The sequence below is a fragment of the Streptomyces sp. NPDC001220 genome, from assembly GCF_053597895.1.
Genome location: NZ_JBSFJE010000006.1, coordinates 202087 through 217972, shown reverse-complemented (window position 1 = coordinate 217972; position 15886 = coordinate 202087). Strand labels below are relative to the sequence as shown.

At 69.1% G+C, this 15886-nt stretch carries 17 protein-coding genes, 1 other RNA gene and 1 pseudogene; 6 read left to right on the top strand and 13 right to left on the bottom strand.

Annotated features, from left to right (window positions below):
* Nucleotides 1–85: 85 nt before the first annotated feature.
* Nucleotides 86–1303: a prolyl oligopeptidase family serine peptidase gene (locus ACWDGI_RS16795; RefSeq protein WP_450759649.1), complete on the bottom strand. Its 1218-nt coding sequence runs from the start codon at nt 1301–1303 to the stop codon at nt 86–88.
* Between the two features lie 338 nt (nt 1304–1641).
* Here ACWDGI_RS16795 and ACWDGI_RS16790 point away from each other — a divergent pair, with 338 nt between their 5' ends.
* Entirely contained in the window at nt 1642–2322 is a 681-nt protein-coding gene (locus ACWDGI_RS16790) for a response regulator transcription factor (RefSeq protein ID WP_450759647.1), read from the top strand.
* Nucleotides 2323–2332: 10 nt separating this feature from the next.
* Complete coding sequence (locus ACWDGI_RS16785) at nt 2333–3862, top strand: sensor histidine kinase (RefSeq protein WP_450759645.1); 1530 nt, start codon at nt 2333–2335, stop codon at nt 3860–3862.
* A 20-nt stretch (nt 3863–3882) separates the two neighbouring features.
* On the opposite strand, the gene ACWDGI_RS16780 is transcribed toward ACWDGI_RS16785, so the two are convergent.
* The 3 genes from ACWDGI_RS16780 to ACWDGI_RS16770 form a co-directional block, all read right to left on the bottom strand.
* Nucleotides 3883–4716, bottom strand: a complete 834-nt coding sequence (locus ACWDGI_RS16780) for a PIG-L family deacetylase (protein ID WP_450759643.1) — start codon at nt 4714–4716, stop codon at nt 3883–3885.
* 338 nt (nt 4717–5054) lie between these two features.
* Complete coding sequence (locus ACWDGI_RS16775; RefSeq protein WP_450759641.1) at nt 5055–5597, bottom strand: AMIN-like domain-containing (lipo)protein; 543 nt, start codon at nt 5595–5597, stop codon at nt 5055–5057.
* Between the two features lie 209 nt (nt 5598–5806).
* Nucleotides 5807–6622 carry an SAM-dependent methyltransferase gene (locus ACWDGI_RS16770; RefSeq protein WP_450759639.1) on the bottom strand — a complete coding sequence of 272 codons (816 nt, stop codon included), beginning with the start codon at nt 6620–6622 and terminating at the stop codon, nt 5807–5809.
* On the opposite strand from ACWDGI_RS16770, the gene ACWDGI_RS16765 reads away from it, so the two are divergent.
* The 3 genes from ACWDGI_RS16765 (at nt 6557) to ACWDGI_RS16755 (ending at nt 7968) form a co-directional block, all read left to right on the top strand.
* On the top strand, nt 6557–7279 hold the full coding sequence (locus tag ACWDGI_RS16765; RefSeq protein WP_450759637.1) for a DUF6879 family protein: 723 nt from the start codon (nt 6557–6559) through the stop codon (nt 7277–7279). The two genes, ACWDGI_RS16770 and ACWDGI_RS16765, sit on opposite strands and share 66 nt — an antisense overlap.
* Nucleotides 7280–7441: 162 nt before the next feature.
* The gene (locus tag ACWDGI_RS16760) at nt 7442–7714 is read left to right on the top strand and encodes a type II toxin-antitoxin system Phd/YefM family antitoxin (protein WP_450759635.1); all 273 of its coding nucleotides are present in this window, start codon (nt 7442–7444) and stop codon (nt 7712–7714) included.
* Nucleotides 7711–7968 (top strand): Txe/YoeB family addiction module toxin, encoded by a 258-nt coding sequence (locus tag ACWDGI_RS16755; protein WP_093503681.1) that lies wholly within the window; start codon nt 7711–7713, stop codon nt 7966–7968. Before ACWDGI_RS16760 ends, ACWDGI_RS16755 begins: the two co-directional genes overlap by 4 nt.
* Nucleotides 7969–8239: 271 nt before the next feature.
* Here ACWDGI_RS16755 and ACWDGI_RS16750 read toward each other — a convergent pair whose 3' ends face one another.
* From ACWDGI_RS16750 to ACWDGI_RS16735, 4 genes are all read right to left on the bottom strand, one after another.
* Nucleotides 8240–9127 carry a hypothetical protein gene (locus ACWDGI_RS16750; RefSeq protein WP_450759633.1) on the bottom strand — a complete coding sequence of 296 codons (888 nt, stop codon included), beginning with the start codon at nt 9125–9127 and terminating at the stop codon, nt 8240–8242.
* Nucleotides 9128–9352: 225 nt separating this feature from the next.
* Nucleotides 9353–9814: a hypothetical protein gene (locus ACWDGI_RS16745; RefSeq protein ID WP_450759631.1), complete on the bottom strand. Its 462-nt coding sequence runs from the start codon at nt 9812–9814 to the stop codon at nt 9353–9355.
* Nucleotides 9815–10354: 540 nt separating this feature from the next.
* Complete coding sequence (locus ACWDGI_RS16740; RefSeq protein WP_450759629.1) at nt 10355–10558, bottom strand: DUF397 domain-containing protein; 204 nt, start codon at nt 10556–10558, stop codon at nt 10355–10357.
* Nucleotides 10555–11385, bottom strand: a complete 831-nt coding sequence (locus ACWDGI_RS16735; RefSeq protein WP_450759627.1) for a helix-turn-helix domain-containing protein — start codon at nt 11383–11385, stop codon at nt 10555–10557. Before ACWDGI_RS16735 ends, ACWDGI_RS16740 begins: the two co-directional genes overlap by 4 nt.
* Before the next feature lie 176 nt (nt 11386–11561).
* Between ACWDGI_RS16735 and ACWDGI_RS16730 the strand changes: the two genes are divergently transcribed.
* A complete protein-coding gene (locus tag ACWDGI_RS16730) occupies nt 11562–12176 on the top strand; it encodes an ATP-binding protein (protein ID WP_450759625.1) in 615 nt (204 codons plus the stop codon).
* Here ACWDGI_RS16730 and ACWDGI_RS16725 read toward each other — a convergent pair.
* The 5 genes and pseudogenes from ACWDGI_RS16725 to ACWDGI_RS16705 all read right to left on the bottom strand — a co-directional run.
* A pseudogene (locus tag ACWDGI_RS16725) lies at nt 12103–12351 on the bottom strand (DUF7008 domain-containing protein); the annotation flags it as partial. The gene ACWDGI_RS16730 and the pseudogene ACWDGI_RS16725 overlap by 74 nt on opposite strands.
* Before the next feature lie 406 nt (nt 12352–12757).
* Nucleotides 12758–13159: RNase P RNA component class A (rnpB, locus tag ACWDGI_RS16720), an RNA gene on the bottom strand.
* An 18-nt stretch (nt 13160–13177) separates the two neighbouring features.
* Nucleotides 13178–14296 (bottom strand): EamA family transporter, encoded by a 1119-nt coding sequence (locus ACWDGI_RS16715; protein WP_450759623.1) that lies wholly within the window; start codon nt 14294–14296, stop codon nt 13178–13180.
* Nucleotides 14297–14312: 16 nt separating this feature from the next.
* Entirely contained in the window at nt 14313–15143 is an 831-nt protein-coding gene (locus tag ACWDGI_RS16710; RefSeq protein ID WP_450759621.1) for a helix-turn-helix domain-containing protein, read from the bottom strand.
* A 36-nt stretch (nt 15144–15179) separates the two neighbouring features.
* On the bottom strand, nt 15180–15857 hold the full coding sequence (locus ACWDGI_RS16705) for a TetR/AcrR family transcriptional regulator (RefSeq protein ID WP_450759619.1): 678 nt from the start codon (nt 15855–15857) through the stop codon (nt 15180–15182).
* Nucleotides 15858–15886: the final 29 nt, after the last annotated feature.

Genomic DNA, 15886 nt, shown 5'->3' with positions numbered 1-15886 from the left:
GCGGGCCTGCGGCGCTCGCTCGGAGCGCGCCCGGGGGCCTTCCTCTCCGAGCGGGTCGGTGGCCCGGTGATCGTCTCCGAGCAGGTCAGTCGCGCAGGTGATCGTCGAGGAAGCCGACCAGCTGGTCGACGACCTTCCGGGTGGTCCACGGCTTGGTCATCGAGGCGGGCATCCCGACGGCCCCGTCGCCGTGACCGGCGCCCGTGACGAGGTAGCGGGTGCTGTCGACGCCCTTGGCCAGAAGCGTGTTGTTCAGCCGGAGGGTCTGGCTGGGCGAGACAAGGCGGTCCTGGTCGCCGTGGTAGATGAGGAAGGCGGGGTCGTTGGCGTCCGCGTACGTGGCCGGGTCGGCGGCCTTGACCGCGTCCGTGTAGTCGGCGACGGACTTCTTCGTGTCGGGGCCGTAGACCCATTTGGCCGTCATGTTGCCGGCGGCGACGTTCGCCTGCTCCGTCCTGTCGTCGAAGTCCGCGCCGATCCTGGAAAGGTCGGCCGGTCCGAAGTCGTCGATGACGGCCTGGACCTCGCTGCTCTGGTCGAGGTCGTCACCGACGTCGAACTTCTCGACCCCGCCGGTGGTACCGGCCATGGCGGCGAGGTAGCCGCCGGCGGAGTCACCCCACACGGCCACCTGATCGGGATCGATCCCGTACGTGTCGGCGTGGGCGCGCAGGTAGCGGATCGCGGACTTCACGTCGGCGAGGCCGTCGACGTAGTCGGCCCCGTCCGTGGTGGTGCGGTAGTGGATGCTGGCGACCACGTAGTCCTGTTCGGCGATGTAGGTCCGCCGGTTCAGCCCCTGTTCCTTCTGGGCCGTCAGGAAGCCACCGCCGGGGATGTAGACGACCAGGGGCTTCTCGCCGTCGGTCTTCGGGACGGTGATGTCCAGCTTCAGCTCGGTCTTCTTCCCGTTCGTGCGGGGGGTCGAGTACACGACGTCGTCGTGCGTCTCCACGTCGGTTTTGCCGCATTCGATCTGCGCCCCCGTGGCCGAGATCACCGTGCTGTTGGTGGTGTCGGGCTTGGCCACGGTCGAGGCCACCGGAAGCTGGCCACCGGCGCCCGCGCCACCAGCCGCACCGGAGGGCATGCCCGAGGGCATACCCGAGGGGGCTCCTGCTCCGGCTCCGGCGCCTGCACCCGGGCCCGGGCCTCCCTGCGGGGCAGGGGTGGTGGGGCAGCTGCTCGGCCGGGCGTCGGCCGTACCGGACGCCCTGGTCTCGCCGTCGGTGGAACAGGCGGTGAGAGCGAGCCCCAGCGCGGCTACTCCGACGAGTGTCCTGCCCAGCATGAACTTGGCCATGACGTTCCTCTTTCACGTACTCGGCTTCCACATGTCCGGCATCGAGACGGGCCCCGCCGTACAGGCCGCAGAAGACGGCTCACTCGGCCTCGCCAGCCGGTGGGACGGCTCTCTCAGCCTCGGTAGCCGGTGGGACGGCGATCGCGGCCCCAGCAGCCGACAGGACGGCGGCTCTCTCTGCCTCGGTAGCCGTTGGACCGGGCGTTTCCCGGCCGCCGCCGAGCATGGACGGGCCGTACGAGAGGGGTGTTCACGGATTGTTCGGGGAACGTAAGGATCGGCCGACCGGACCTCACGCGGCCGGGGCGCGGGAGCCGTGACCGCTACGCTCGGTGCACATGCCACAGGACAAGGGGCTCGTCCTGATCGTGGAGGACGAGGCGCACATCGCCGACCTGCAGCGGCTCTACCTGACCAGGGACGGGTTCGGCGTGCACGTGGAGAGCGACGGCCGCGCCGGCCTGGCGGCGGCCCGGCGGCTCCGCCCGGTGGCCATCGTGCTCGACCTCACCCTCCCCGGCCTGGACGGCGTGGAGTTCTGCCGACTGTTGCGGGACGGCGGCGACTGGACGCCGGTGGTGATGGTCACCGCACGGGACGAGGAAGCGGACCGGATCATCGGCCTGGAACTCGGTGCGGACGACTACCTGACCAAGCCGTTCTCGCCGCGCGAGCTCGTCGCCCGGATCAGGACGGTGCTGCGCCGGGCCGCGGGGCCGCCCGCCGAGCCGGTGCTGACGCTGGGCGCGCTCACCCTCGATCCGGCCCGCCGGACCGTCCACCACGAGGGCAGGCCGGTCGACCTGACCACGACCGAGTTCAACCTGCTCGCCTATCTGATGCGCCGGCCCGGCCAGGTCTTCACCCGTGCGCAACTGCTGTCCCACGTCTGGGGGTACGCCGACTACCGCGACGGCCGGGTCGTCGACGTCTACGTCTCCCAGCTGCGCGGCAAGCTCGGTGACGCCGGCCCCATCCGCACGGTTCGCGGGGTCGGCTACAGCGCCGGCCCGGCGTGAGGAACCCGGCATGCACAGGGCACCATGGCACCGGCTCAAGCTCCAGCCCCAGCCCCAGCCCCAGCCCCAGCCCCAGCCCCAGCCCCAGCTCCGGCCTCAGCCCCAGCTCCAGCCCCGGCCCCGGCCCCGGCTCCAGCCCCGGCCCCGGCCCCGGCCCCGGCCCCGGCTCCGGCTCCGGTGGCCGCTGCCCGGCTCGCTCGCCGGCGCCATCGTCCTGCTGGCGACACTGGTGGCCGCGCTCGCGGTCATGCTGACGGGGCTCGTGGCCGGACGTACGGCCCATTCGAGTGCCGAGGCCGAGGAGCGCCGCCGGCTCGCCCAGCAGGCCGCGGTCCTCAGCCGCGTCCCGGCGCTCCCCTCCCTCCTCCGCGAGGACGAGCAGCGGCTGGCCGGATCCAACGGGGTGCGGCTCGCCGTCGTCGCCCCGGACGGCAAGGTCGGCGGACCGGCCGCCCCGGCGCTCGCCGACGCCGACCGCGACCGGCTGCTGTCCGGCCGTCCCGTGTCCGCCACTGCCACGCTGAACGGCAGGAACGTCATGGTCGAAGCGCACCCGGCGCACGAGGGAGGCGCCGTCGTGCTCACCCAGCCGATGACCGACGTACGGCAGGCCGCCTCCCGTATGCAACGCAGCCTGCTGCTGCCGATGGGCACCGGACTGGTGGGCGCGGCACTGGCCGGGGCACTGCTGGCCCGCCGTATCGCCCGGCCGCTGACCTCGGCCGCGGCCGTGGCGCACCGGCTGGCCGCGGGCGAGCGCGGTCTGCACGGCCCGGTGGGCGGACCCGCGGAAGCGGTCGAACTGGGCAGCTCGCTGACCGTGCTCGACCGGGCGCTGACGCGCAGCGAGAACCGCCAGCGGGAGTTCCTGCTGTCGATCTCCCACGAGATCCGCACCCCCCTGACCGTCGTGAAGGGCTACGCGGAGGCCCTCGACGACGGCGTGGTGCCTGCCGAGGAACTGCCCGCGGTCGGACGCACCCTGCTGACCGAGACCAGGCGACTCGACGGTTTCGTCAGCGACCTGCTGCGGCTCGCCCGCCTCGAAGCGGACGACTTCCACCTCGACATCCAGCGCACCGACCTGGGCGCTCTGGTCGAGGAGGCCGCGGAAACCTGGTCGCGGCTGTGCGCACGGCACCACGTCGACTTCCGCCTGGAGCGCCCGAAGTCCCCGGTCCTCGCCGACACGGACGGCTTCCGCGTACGGCAGATCGCCGACGGACTGCTCGAGAACGCCCTGCGCGTCACCCCGGAAGGCGGACCCCTCGTCCTGGCGCTGAGCGCCGAAGGCGGCCACGCCGTCATCCAGGTCCGCGACGGCGGCCCCGGCCTGTCCGACGACGACGCCGGGGTCGCCTTCGAGCGTGGCGTGCTCCGCGACCGCTACCGGGACATCCGCCCCGTCGGCAGCGGCCTCGGCCTGGCCATCGCCCATCGCCTCACCACCCGGCTGGGCGGCACCATCACCGCTCGCGGCCAGGGGCCCGAGGGCGGCGCCTGCTTCACCGTCTCCCTGCCGGGCGGTACGGCGGGCTGACCTGGGACGGTCAGGGCGGATCAGCGCAGTCCGGCGAACAGGTCGTTCTCGGGCACGGCCGCGCCGGTGGTGTCCTGGACGCGGACGAAGGTCTCGACGCCCATCAGCTCGGTGAACTTCTCCGGGCCCATCCTGAGGAAGAAGATGTTCTCGCCCTGGCTGGCGTGCGCGGCCAGCGAGTCGAACTTCTGGCCGCCGAACCCGGTGGTGTCCACCCAGGTGGTGATCTCCTCGTCGGGGAGTCCGATCTCGGCCAGCGCGGCGGCCTCGGCGGGATCCGGCTCCGGCATCTCCTCACCGAACTCGCGCATGACCTCCCCGAACCGCTGCATCGCCGAGCGGGGCATCGTCGTCCAGTACACCTTCGACGCGGACTCGGTCATCGCCAGCGCCGCCATCGTGATGCGGTTGGCCTGGATGTGGTCGGGGTGCCCGTAGAAGCCGTTCTCGTCATAGGTGACGACCACATCGGGCTCGTAGTGCCGGATGAGCTCCGCGAGCCGTGCGGCCCCCTCCTCGACCGGCGTCTGCCAGAACGCCCCGGGGGCGTCGTTGGACGGCCAGCCCATCATCCCGGAGTCGCCGTAGCCCAGCGTCTCCAGGTGACTGATCTTCAAAATCTCGCAGCTGGCCTCCAGCTCCCGACGCCGAATCGAGGCGACGGCCGCCGGGTCATGCCCGGGATCACCCGGTTTGACACCCCCCGGCCCGTCACCGCAAGCGCCGTCGGTACAGGTCACGAGGACCGTGCGCACGCCCTCCGCGGCATACCGCGCGAGGACGCCTCCCGTACTCGTGGCCTCGTCGTCGGGATGGGCGTGCACGGCCATGAGCGTCAAGGGCCGGTCGTTCATGAAACAGTCCTCCTGCTGGGAAAATCCTCGGTCCGAGTCCACGGCGGGTACATGGTCAAGCGCCCGCCCCCTAATGAAAGACGACCGAGCACACCGATTTTCATCGCCCTCGCGACACCGCTTCCTCGACCGCTGCAACAGCGCAGGCCGAACAGACTGTTCCCGCCGCACACCGGCAGGTTCCCCGGCCACCCCTTCCAACGCCCGTCACGGAAGGCCGGAGCACCAGGCACCCGACCCCCGCACCCCGCACCGGTCTCGGCCCCGTGCCTGCGCCACCGCACCGCACCACACCACCGCATCACCGCGAAATACGACACAGTGGTGCCCATACGGGATCACCAGGTGTGAGCCACGTCCACCACGAGATGGTTGGCCGTCTGGAAGACCCGGAACGGCAGTCGGGCGCGGACGCCCAGTCCGGCCTGGGTGTAGCCCTCGGAGCCACCTGTGACTTTGAACTCCCGGAAGGTCCGGTACCCGGCGACATCGACGGCGGGAAGCGGCGGGTAGGGCTGTCCGGTCGCCGGGTCGTAGCGCGGGGCGAACAGCGAGATCTCCAGAATGGCTCCGCCCTTGATCGGAACCACGACGTCGGACGGGTCCTGGTGCAGCACGTCGACGTAGCGAACCGTGTACCCGATCGGGTCGGCCCCCGTCCCCTGGGCATCGAAGACCAGCCGGTCGAAGCACTCGTGCTGTCCGGCCCGCACGTCGGCCAGGCGCCGAGAGGCACCAGAGTCACCGCTCTTCTCCAGACTCCCCCACGTCACGGAGCAGTCCACGGCGGCCGTCGGCGCCGCCACCGCCGGAACCGTCCCGGCCAGCAGACCGCCGCCCGCCAGCATCATCGCGGCCAGTGCAGTACCTATCCGTCGCATGACTACCCCCGGTAGCTCGCGCAGGTGTGTGTCTTTTCAGACCGGCGGCGTTCCGGAAGGTTGTGCGCAGTGGAGCAGCCCATTGCGACGCAGAGGCCCGTCCGGCACCAGGCGCCCCGTGAGACCTCAGCGCTCTCCGCGCGCGCCGCCGCCTCCGGTTGGGCCGACCCGGTGCCGGCGGTTCCGACCGCACCGCACCACGACTTTCCCTACGGCTTACGCGCAAGCCCACCGTGCTCGGCGACGACCTCCGGGACGCCCGCCCCGGGCTCCGGACGCCACTCCGTCACCGAGACGACACCGGGCTCGACGAGCTCCAGACCGTCGAAGTACGCGGTGATCTCGTCGATGGAGCGCAGGTTGTACGGAACGGCGCCGCTCTTGTTGTAGGCGTCCTGGGCCTGCTCGAACACGGGGTCGACGCCACGGGACCCGTCGTTGATGGAGAGATAACTGCCCGAGGGCAGAGCGCCCATCAGCCGGGTGACAATGGAACGGGCCTGGTCGAGGTCGGCGACGTGCCCCAGGATGTTGCTGAGGATGAGCGCGGTGGGACGCCCGAAGTCCAGCGTCTCGGCGGCGACTTCGAGAATGCGATCCGGCTCCGTCACGTTGGCGTCGATGTAGGCGGTCGCACCCTCCTCGGTGGAGGTCAGCAGGGCGCGGGCGTGGGCGAGCACCAACGGATCGTTGTCGACGTAGACGATCCGCGCCTCGGGAGCGAGCCCCTGGGCGACCTCGTGGGTGTTCTGCGCGGTCGGAAGCCCGGTACCGACATCCAGGAACTGCCGGATACCCGCCTCGGAGACGAGATACGCGATGTTCCGCCGCAGAAAACCCCGACTGCTGCGAGCGATGGTGACAATCCCGGGAAACACCTCGGTATACGCGTCACCGGCCAGCTCGTCGACGGGGTAGTTGTCCTTGCCGCCGAGCCAGTAGTTCCAGATCCGGGCGGAATGCGGCACCGACGTATCGATCTTCTGCTGCTCAGCCGGCTCGGGCGCCGTCACAGGATCACTCATGAGTCGTGTACGTCCTTCTACTGGTGCGGGGACCATTCGCGGCACATCCTACGATCGAACTCCCTCTCAATGATTGCTAGTTCACGCCCGCACGGCAGAGCCGCGCGTCAGCCCTGGGCGTACACTCCGGCCGCCCGTAACAACCGGATCGCCGCGACTCGCTGGTGGCGCGGACGGTCAGCCGGTGACTGGACGAGGGCGTTTTCCCTCGCCGACGAAAGACGCGACGACTACGCACAGGAACTCCGGAATGCGGCGCGGCTCGACATCCCACATCGCCGTCTTCGGGTCGTAGAGTTCCCGATCACGCCCTACGTGCAGTGGGAGTTTTTCGTGCTTCGAGTGCGCGTGGACCTGGGCGACGACATCAAGGTGCTCGACGCCCGCAAGATCTCGGACATCGAGAAGGACCGCCCCGTTCCGGAGGTGGTGATCCTCGGGGACGTGGTCATGTACGAGGTGGTCTACGACGATGACGGTAACGCGGCAGGCGCCAACCGCTTCTCCGAGCGATCACTGATCCGGGAGACGTCTCTCGGATTCGACACGCTCTACGAGCGCGGTGAGTGTTTCTACGACTTCTTCGACCGGGACATCGCCCCGCTTGCCCCGCCCCAGGAGTCCGGCACTCAGACGGGTTCTCTCGGTTCGCACTGACATGCAGAGCGGGAGAGTCTGAAGCGAGGCAGGGGTGCGCGGCCCCCCCACACACACGCTCGAACCGTCCAGAGCGAGGTTCACAGCATCCGCGACTCGTACCAGAATCACGTACCAGTGCGGTACCGTTTTCGAGTACCATCAGGAAAGAGGTACCGCCAGATGACCATAAGCGCCAGCGAGGCCCGCAAGGACCTCTTCCCCCTCATCAAGCGCGTCAACGACGACCACACCCCCGTGCGTATCAGCTCCAAGAGCGGCGACGCGGTTCTGATGTCCGCCGAGGACTACGACTCCTGGCAGGAGACCGTCTACCTGCTGCGCTCTCCGGCCAACGCGCGCAGCCTCATGGAAGCCGTCGCACGGGACAGGGCCGGCGAGGTCGTGGTCACCAGGACCATGGCCGAGCTGGAAGAGCTGGCGGGTGACGGGTGAGGAGCGTCCACTTCGACCCGGCCGCGTGGGAGGACTTCCTGTTCTGGCTCGGCTCGGACCGCGCCATGGCCCGCAGGATCACCCGGCTGATCGGCGAGATCCAGCGCACTCCCTTCACCGGCATCGGCAAGCCGGAACCCCTGAAGGGTGACCTGTCGGGCTACTGGTCACGCCGGATCGACGACGAGCACCGGCTCGTGTACCGGGTGGACGAGAAGGAAGTGAAGATCCTCAAGGCCCGCTACCACTACTGAGGCCACCACTCAGCTCCGCGGCGGACACCCCTGCCAGGCCATTCGCCGGGCGGGGTGCGGAGCACGCCGTCACACTAGCCGCCTGACGAACGCCGCTGCCGCAAAGGAACGCGCTCATGACCCCGCTCACCGGCACACCGGCGGGCCGCTCATCCCCATGCCGGACAGGAACCCCGCCGCTGCCCGTGTCGCCGTCGCCCGACGCCGACCCGGACAGCGAGGGCTGACAGGCTCGCACCGCACCGCGCCCTCCCATAGGCATAGGTGAGCGCTAGGAGGAGTGAGGCTTCTCCGGCTCGTCGGCGGTGTCATCCGCGCCGTGGTGTTCAGCGTGCGCTGTCGCGAAAGACCCCTGGTCTTCCACGACTTCCACGACCTCGCCGTCCACGACTTCCCCGTCCCACGCCCGGTGCGACGGATCCGCCAGTGGCAGGCTGGAGAGGTGCTTCTTGAGCCTCTTGGCCATCGGAAGGTAGGTCGCGAAAGTGAGTCCGCCGGAGACAGCGGCCCCTACGAGAGGGATGGCCTTGGAGACGGTCTTCGCAAACGACTGCTTCGTCATCTGGACGCCGAGGTATGCCGCGACCTTTTTCACTATTGGGTAGACGACACCCTGGGTCAGCGCCCTCTGGGGCAGCTTCTTGGCGACCTCCTTCGACATCATCCCGGCGACCTTCCCCACGGCCGCGTTCGCCGACTGGGTACCGAACATCACGCCGAAGAACAGCGTGAGCACTCCCATGGTCGCGTCATCGAGGTCGTCGCCGTCCTCGGAGAACAGATCGGGCCAGCTGTAGAGGTAGGCGAGCTTCTGCGCGATACGCACCATGTGGCCGAAGTACTGGGCCATGTCCGCGGGCACAGTGGCGGGAAGGGCGAGGACGCCGGGTATTCCGGCGGCGGCGGAGAGGGCACTGACCTTGGCGGTTTCATAGCGGATGGAGTCGTTGGCCGCCTTGTCGAGAACCTCGACGCTGATGCCCGCCGCGGCCGGGGTCTCCTCTATCGCTCTTCGGATGTCGTCCTCGGAGCAGTGGCGAGCCAACGCGCTTCGGAGGTACGCCTCTCTGTGAACACGCACACCAGGGAGCTTCGCTGCCGCCAACAGCACCGCGGAGAAACGCGACTCGGGGTTCTCGACCTCTTTACCCTGTTTCATGGCAGGAACCTACAGTGGGTCCGCACCACAAGGGCCCTACTGTTCAGCTCTGTTGAGACCTCGTTATGTGAGTGGCGGTGGACTACACGCTGACGCCGATCACGATGTCGATCGGGTCCGCGACGGGACTTGTCGGGAGGATAAATCGCTGGTCAGGATAGAGGTGTGTCTGCGTCGGCCAGTCGGACTACCAACTCCCCGGCTGGGCCGCTCTCGCAGCCCGTCCTACTTGCGGGCTGCGGCCTCGTACCGGTCGACCTGGTCACGCAAAAGCTTGGTGGCCGTGTCGGCTGCCGCGTCCGCGAGGCCGCCGGTGCCAACGTTGACCAGCGTGGGCCCGTCGAGGGTGAACTGCTGGAGCAGCGTGGCGCCCTCGCTGTCGATGCGTACGCCAAGGGACCGGTCACCAAGCTTGTCCACGCTCATCGGCGAGTACTTCAGCACCGACCCCTGGTAGGTCTCCTGGTGACATGACTCGAGCGCCTTTTCCATTGCGGTGAACGACTCGGCAGCATCGCTCGCGCTCGCGTACTGCCGAATGCCCACAGTTGCAACCGTGGCGGTCAGCCCTCCGCCCTTTTGGAAGGTGCGAGAGACCTGAATCTGCGCCTTATGCGGCTGACGGTAGTCACAGAACGTCTTGTCGCCTGAGCCGGAGTCGCCATCGATGGACCAGCCGGCAGGCATTTGCGACAACGACAGCAGAGCTGATGTGAGCTGGGTCTTTGTGAGGAGCGCTGCCTGTGGAGTCAGAGAGGGGGATGCGGGGCTGGACGCGGCAGAGTTGGAGTTGTGGGACGCGACAGGCTTTGCAGCCGTGGGGGTGGCGGTGTCGCTGCAGGCAACGAGCGCCACGGACAGGGCAGCCGCGCCAAGCGCGCCGAAGCATTTCCGGTGAAGCACGAAGATCGTTCCCCCGAGAGCAATGACGAAACAGCGAAGAGCATGGATCTTATGTGAAGCTTATGCGCTCTTGAAAGCTGTACTACATCGGGGTGAGCCCTGACAGACGGGGCGGCCGGGTCTCAGCAGGTTGAGCACACCGCCGTGCCGGTTGCGGAGAGTAGCTGGCGGAGGGCGTGGAAAGGCGGGCGAGCCTCCCCGTAGGGCATGGGCCACCACACGATCACAAAGACGCCCGCCGCACTGTCTCCGATCTGACGCCCGTTCGGACGACAGGCAGGGCCCCTGGGCAAGCGCCCACGCCTGCCGAGGGCCCTACCTCTGTCAGAGTGCCGCGAACTCGATGAACGCGGTCCACGCCGTGGCGTCTACGGCCAGGGCGGCGCGGGTTGTGTCCTTTGAGTCGCGGACGTGGACTGTGCCGGGGAGAGTGGCTACCTCAAGGCATTCGCCGCCCGACCCCGTGCTGTAACTGCTCTTGAACCAGGCCGTCTCATGTACCTGCTTTATGAGCTGTTCGGCGTTCATCTCTCTCCAAGCAACTTCTCGACGAGGGCCAGCGACTCGCGCGGAGTGAGCGCCTGGGCCCGAAGGATGCCGTACTGCTCCTCGATCTCCCGAACCTGCCTCCGCTCGGTGTAGAGGCGACTGTCCTTGTACGCCTCCACGTAGGCGATCCTCTGCCCTTCGTGCGTCTCGATCAAGGTGAATGGTCCTTCCAACCCAGCATGTTCGTCCCGCTCGATCGGCATCACCTGGATCTCCACGTTGCGCCGGTGCCCGTGCAGCAGAATCTGCTCCAACTGGCCTCGCATCACGGCCCATCCGCCCAGCGGTCGCCGCAGAACGAACTCCTCGATGACAAAGCTGATGGTGGGCATCGGGGCCCGGGAGAAGATCTCCTGTCGTGCCAGGCGAGCCACGACCCGCTGGTTGATGGTCTCCTCGTCAAGCAGCGGCCGCCACATGGAGAACACCGCTCGTGCGTAATCTTCCGTCTGCAACAGCCCTGGGACCGCCTTCGTTGCGTACACGTGCAGGGCTGCTGCCTTGGCCTCCAACCGCGCCGCATCCCGAAAGAACGCCGGATACTGAGCCCGAGCCACCTCCTCTTTGCTCGCGCTCAACACCCCACCGGCATCCAGCACCTCATCCGCCTGATCGATGAACTTCGGCGGCGGAATACGTCTCCCCTGCTCGAACGACGCGATTGTGGAGGCCGAGTACCCGGTCAGCGAACCGAGCTTCGCGCGATCAATCCCCGCCCGTTCCCGGAACAGCTTCAGCTGCCGCCCGAAGACGCACAGCACGCCCGCGCCGAACTCGTGCTCCGACTGCTGAACCTCGTCGTCCACGCCGCAGCTCCTCCCGTACGACCATCACGGTCAGCGGACTCCGCCCGGCCAACGCACGGCCCGGAAACCGGTCACGCCCGACACCACGTACAAGCGCACCGCCCAGGTGTACAGCCCGTACCGGTCAGCGCGTCACTCCTGTTCAACGCTACCCACAGTCCCCGACCGTTGACGGCATGAAGTCAGCAACTCCCCCGAACGGTCATATGCCACAGCACCCCGCCCGCGACCGCGCGTTCACCATGCGCTTCACTTCAACCCCACGCGGTGCTCGCCTGGCCCGCCGACTCGTCTCGCACCGCCTCAACGACTGGGGCCACCCCTACACGACCCCGGTCAACGAGACACTCACCCTCATCACGGCCGAACTCACCGCCAACGCCGTACGCCACGGACACATCCCCGGCCGGGACTTCCACGTCCAACTCACCTTGGCCGAGGACACCTTCCGTATCGAGGTGACCGACACCCGCGCCGAGAAACAGCCCTCGCCCACTCCCCCGACCCCCGGCTCCCTGTCCGAGTCCGGCCGCGGCCTTCACCTCGTCGCCGCGCTCGCCGACGACTGGGGAGTCACCCCTCGCCCGGCCGCCCCCGGCAAGACCGTATGGGCAGAGCTGCGCGTACCGGCCGGAGGCCACCCGCACACGCACCCAGCGGCCCCTCGTCTGGCAGACTCGGTATCCGCGTACAGGCACAACACCGAGTCGATTACGGCTACTTCTTCACGGCTGCGCGACGGCCTCGGGTTGCGGCCTGGGGACGCCAGCCACGGAGGTCGTCGTCGGTGAGTCCGTGCTCGCCCTGCTTCTGCTGGCGATACCCGGCGAAGAAGTCCGCCGGGGAGCCGCTGCAGAGCATGTCGAACTCGTTGTGCCATTGGGACAGCCACGGTTGGAGTTCCAGCAGGCCGGCGAGGAACGGCGTGATCTCCTCAGTGGACAGCGCGGTGTTGGTGAAGTATGTACCGCCGCGAAGCGACAGAGCATGGTTGATGAGTTCTCCCAAGCCCGCCACGGGGCAGTCCTCGTCGCGCAGATCGTGGCAGGCGGCGTCGGCAAGTACATCGCCTACTCACCGAAGAAGGCGTCGACCAGCGGATCATTGAGATCCTGGCGCGCAAGAACCAACTCTTCGCGGAGTTTGCCCGCGTCTCCGAAACCGCCGACAGCGCCCCGGAAGCGTTCGACATCACGGACGCCGAGCTGGCACGGGAGATCGTGGCGGCCGAGCGCGAGCGCCTACTCACGGGCGGCTGACGGACGCGAGACACGGAGCCGACTACAGTCGGCCCATCCGGGCGCCCTCAAGGTTGGAAAGGGCCTCCGACGCAGACCAGAGGCCCTTTTCAAGGAAAAGCCGCAGGCAGCGGCAGACGAGTCGGGCTATACGCCGGGTTCTGTACCCCGGTCCCTCGCGGGTGCCGGGGTGACGGCCATCCATCTAGGGCCGGTGTTGCCACCGGCCTCGTGCGGTCTACCCGGGGGCTCGGGCGGGCAGCCCTCGAACGTCCCCGCAGAAGCACCGGGGTGCTTCCTTTTGACCTTGCTCCGGGTGGGGTTTACCTAGCTGCCCAGGTCGCCCTGGGCACTGGTGGTCTCTTACACCACCGTTTCACCCTTACCGAGGACCGAGGTCCCCGGCGGTTTGCTTTCTGTGGCACTGTCCCGCGAGTCGCCTCGGGTGGCCGTTAGCCACCACCCTGCCCTGTGGAGCCCGGACGTTCCTCGGGAAGCCCCCTGAAGGGACTCCACGCGGCCGTCCGCCCGGCTCGTCTGCCGTGTGGACCATGCTACCGGGCGCCGGCTTCGTCTCGTTCCGGCCGGGGGTCCGGGGCCGGTCCGCGGCGGAGCCACTGTCGGGCGGGGCGGCCCGGCACCGGGTCGGCCGACCCCTTCGGTACCGAGGCGTCCAGCACCGGGGCTGCCGGCTCCCTCGGTGCCGAGGCGTCCAGCACCGGGGCTGCCGGCTCCCTCGGTGCCGAGGCGTCCAGCACCGGGGCTGCCGGCTCCCTCGGTGCCGAGGCCCCCACCACCGGGGCTGCCTGCCCCCTCGGTGCCGAGGCCATCGTCGCCAGTACCGACCCTGCCAGGATCAGCGCGAAGGAGACCGCGATCGTCGCGGTGAAGGTCTCGTTCAGGAACAACGCGCCCGCCGCCACCGCCACCGCCGGGTTGACGTACGTGATCACCGTCGAGCGGGTCGGGCCTATCTCCTTGATGAGTTCCAGGAAGGCCACGAAGGCGACCGCCGTGCAGAGGACACCCAGGGCCAGGAGGGAGAGGAGGGCGCCCGAGGAGGGCATCGAGGTGGGCCAGGTGGCTGCTGCCGCGGGGGCGTAGACGATCGTGGCCAGGGTCAGGCAGGGGGCTATGAGCTGCAGGGTCGGGACGTCCTTCAGGCGGCGGGCCGCTATCAGGGGGGCCGTCGCGTAGCCGATCACCGTGAGCAGGACCTCGCCGAGGGAGCGGGCGTCGCCGCCGGTCAGGTGGGGGACGGTCAGGACGCCCACGCCGGCCAGGCCGATCAGGAGGCCCGCGATCCGGCGTGCGCCCAGGTGTTCCGTGTCGCCGAAGTAGCGCGCCGCGACCACGCCCACGATCGGTACGCCCGCGATCAGCAGGCCCGCCGTCGAGCTGGACAGGTGGCGTTCGGCGTCCGTGAGCGTGAACCAGGGGCCCATGATCTCTATACAGGCGAAGGCCAGCATCGGGCGCCAGTGGGTGCGGATGGTCAGCCACAGGCCGCCCTGGCGGATCGCCAGGGGGAGGAGGAGCAGGGCGCCCACGGCACAACGCGCGAACACCACCGTCGACGGGGACACCTCGTCCACCGCCACCTTGATCATCAGATAGGGGACGCCCCAGATCACTCCCATGAGGGAGAACAGGAACCAGCCTCGTGCAGTCATGTACAGAGCATCGGCGTCAGGGCCGTCCCGCGTCTTGAACGCTGTTGCGGTACGCCGCCGGGGTCACGCCCAGTACTCGGCGGAACCAGCGGGTGAGGTGCGCCTGGTCGGCGAAGCCCACCAGGGTCGCCACCTCCGCCGGGCGCAGGCCCGAGTCCAGGAGGGCGCGGGCCCGGGTCACCCGGTACTGGGCCAGCCAGGCGTACGGCGGGACGCCCATCGTCGTACGGAAGGCCCTGAGGAGCTGGTAGCGGGACAGGCCCAGGTCGGCGGCCAGGTCGGAGAGTGAGGGTGGGGCGGTGAGTTCGTCGGCGAGTCTGTCCCGGACGAGGAGGGATATCCCCTGCGCCCCGGGGACGTGGTCCTCTGCCGGGCGGGCCGTGGAGTGGCGGCGGGACAGAGCCGTCAGCAGCCAGGGGAGGCGGGATTCCGCTTCCAGTGGGTCGGGGCAGGTGGCCAGGTCGGTGTGGGCCTGGCGGAGGGCCGCGGCCAGGTCCGGGTCGTCCAGCACCGGCTCGCGGAAGTGCGGTGTGCCGGAGCCCAGGGTGCCCTCCGCCAGCAGGGACGACTCCGCGTACAGGGCGCGGTAGGCGTAGCCCTCGGTCGGGGTGGCCGGGCCGCCGGTGTGCATCTCACCGGGGGCCAGTACGACGATCGCGCCGGGGCCGTTGCGGATGTGGCCGCCCCGGTAGTCGATGATCTCGGAGCCGCCCACGCACACCCCGATCGTGAACTCCGCGTGCGCGTGCGGGGCGTAGATGTGGCGTTCGAACTGCGCCGTCAGCAGGTCGAGGGCCGGACCGCAGCGGCCCAGCCTTGCCCTTGTCCACCGTGCTTGTTCCGCCACCTTCGGTACCCCCTAGACCTCACAGCTGCAACGCGCTCAGGTGCCGGTTTCATGCCCCGTCCGCTGCGTCCGCTCCGTCCGCTCCATCCGCTCCATCCGCTCCATCCGCTCCAGCGCGTCGAACGCCGCCCCCATCCGCTCCCGGTGGTCCCGGGCGATCTCCGGGAACGGCTCGCCCGCCAGCTGGCGCCGCACGGAGGTGACGCAGACCGAGCGGTACGCGGCGACGGTCACGGCCGCCAGCAGCTCCGGGTCGGCCTGTCCGGCCTCGGCGAGCGCTCCGGCCAGCGCCCGCTCCACCTCCTCGGCCCCCTCGCGGGCGCGCGCCAGCAGCGCCGGCGAGGCGGCCACGACCGGCCAGAAGCCCTCGAAGCCCTCCCCCACGCCGCCCAGCGGGTGCCCCGCGTCGATGAAGCGGAAGGCCAGGTGGCGCAGGGCCGTGAGCGGGGGTTCGCCGGGGGTGCGGTCCCGTACCGCCCCGGAGAAGGCCTGGACGGCCTCCGGGATGCGGTCGAGGAACAGGTCCTCCTTGCGCGGGAAGTAGTTGAAGACGGTCATCGCCGAGACGCCCGCCGCCCGCGCGACCTCGGCGACGGTCACCTGGTCGAAGCCGTGTTCCCGGAACATCACCGTGGCGACGTTCGAGATCCGCTGCCGCGTCTGCCGCTTCTTGCGCTCCCGCAGGGACTCCCCTGGCCTGTTCTCATCGATCACAGGGAAATTGTAGCCGAGAAAAATGTAGC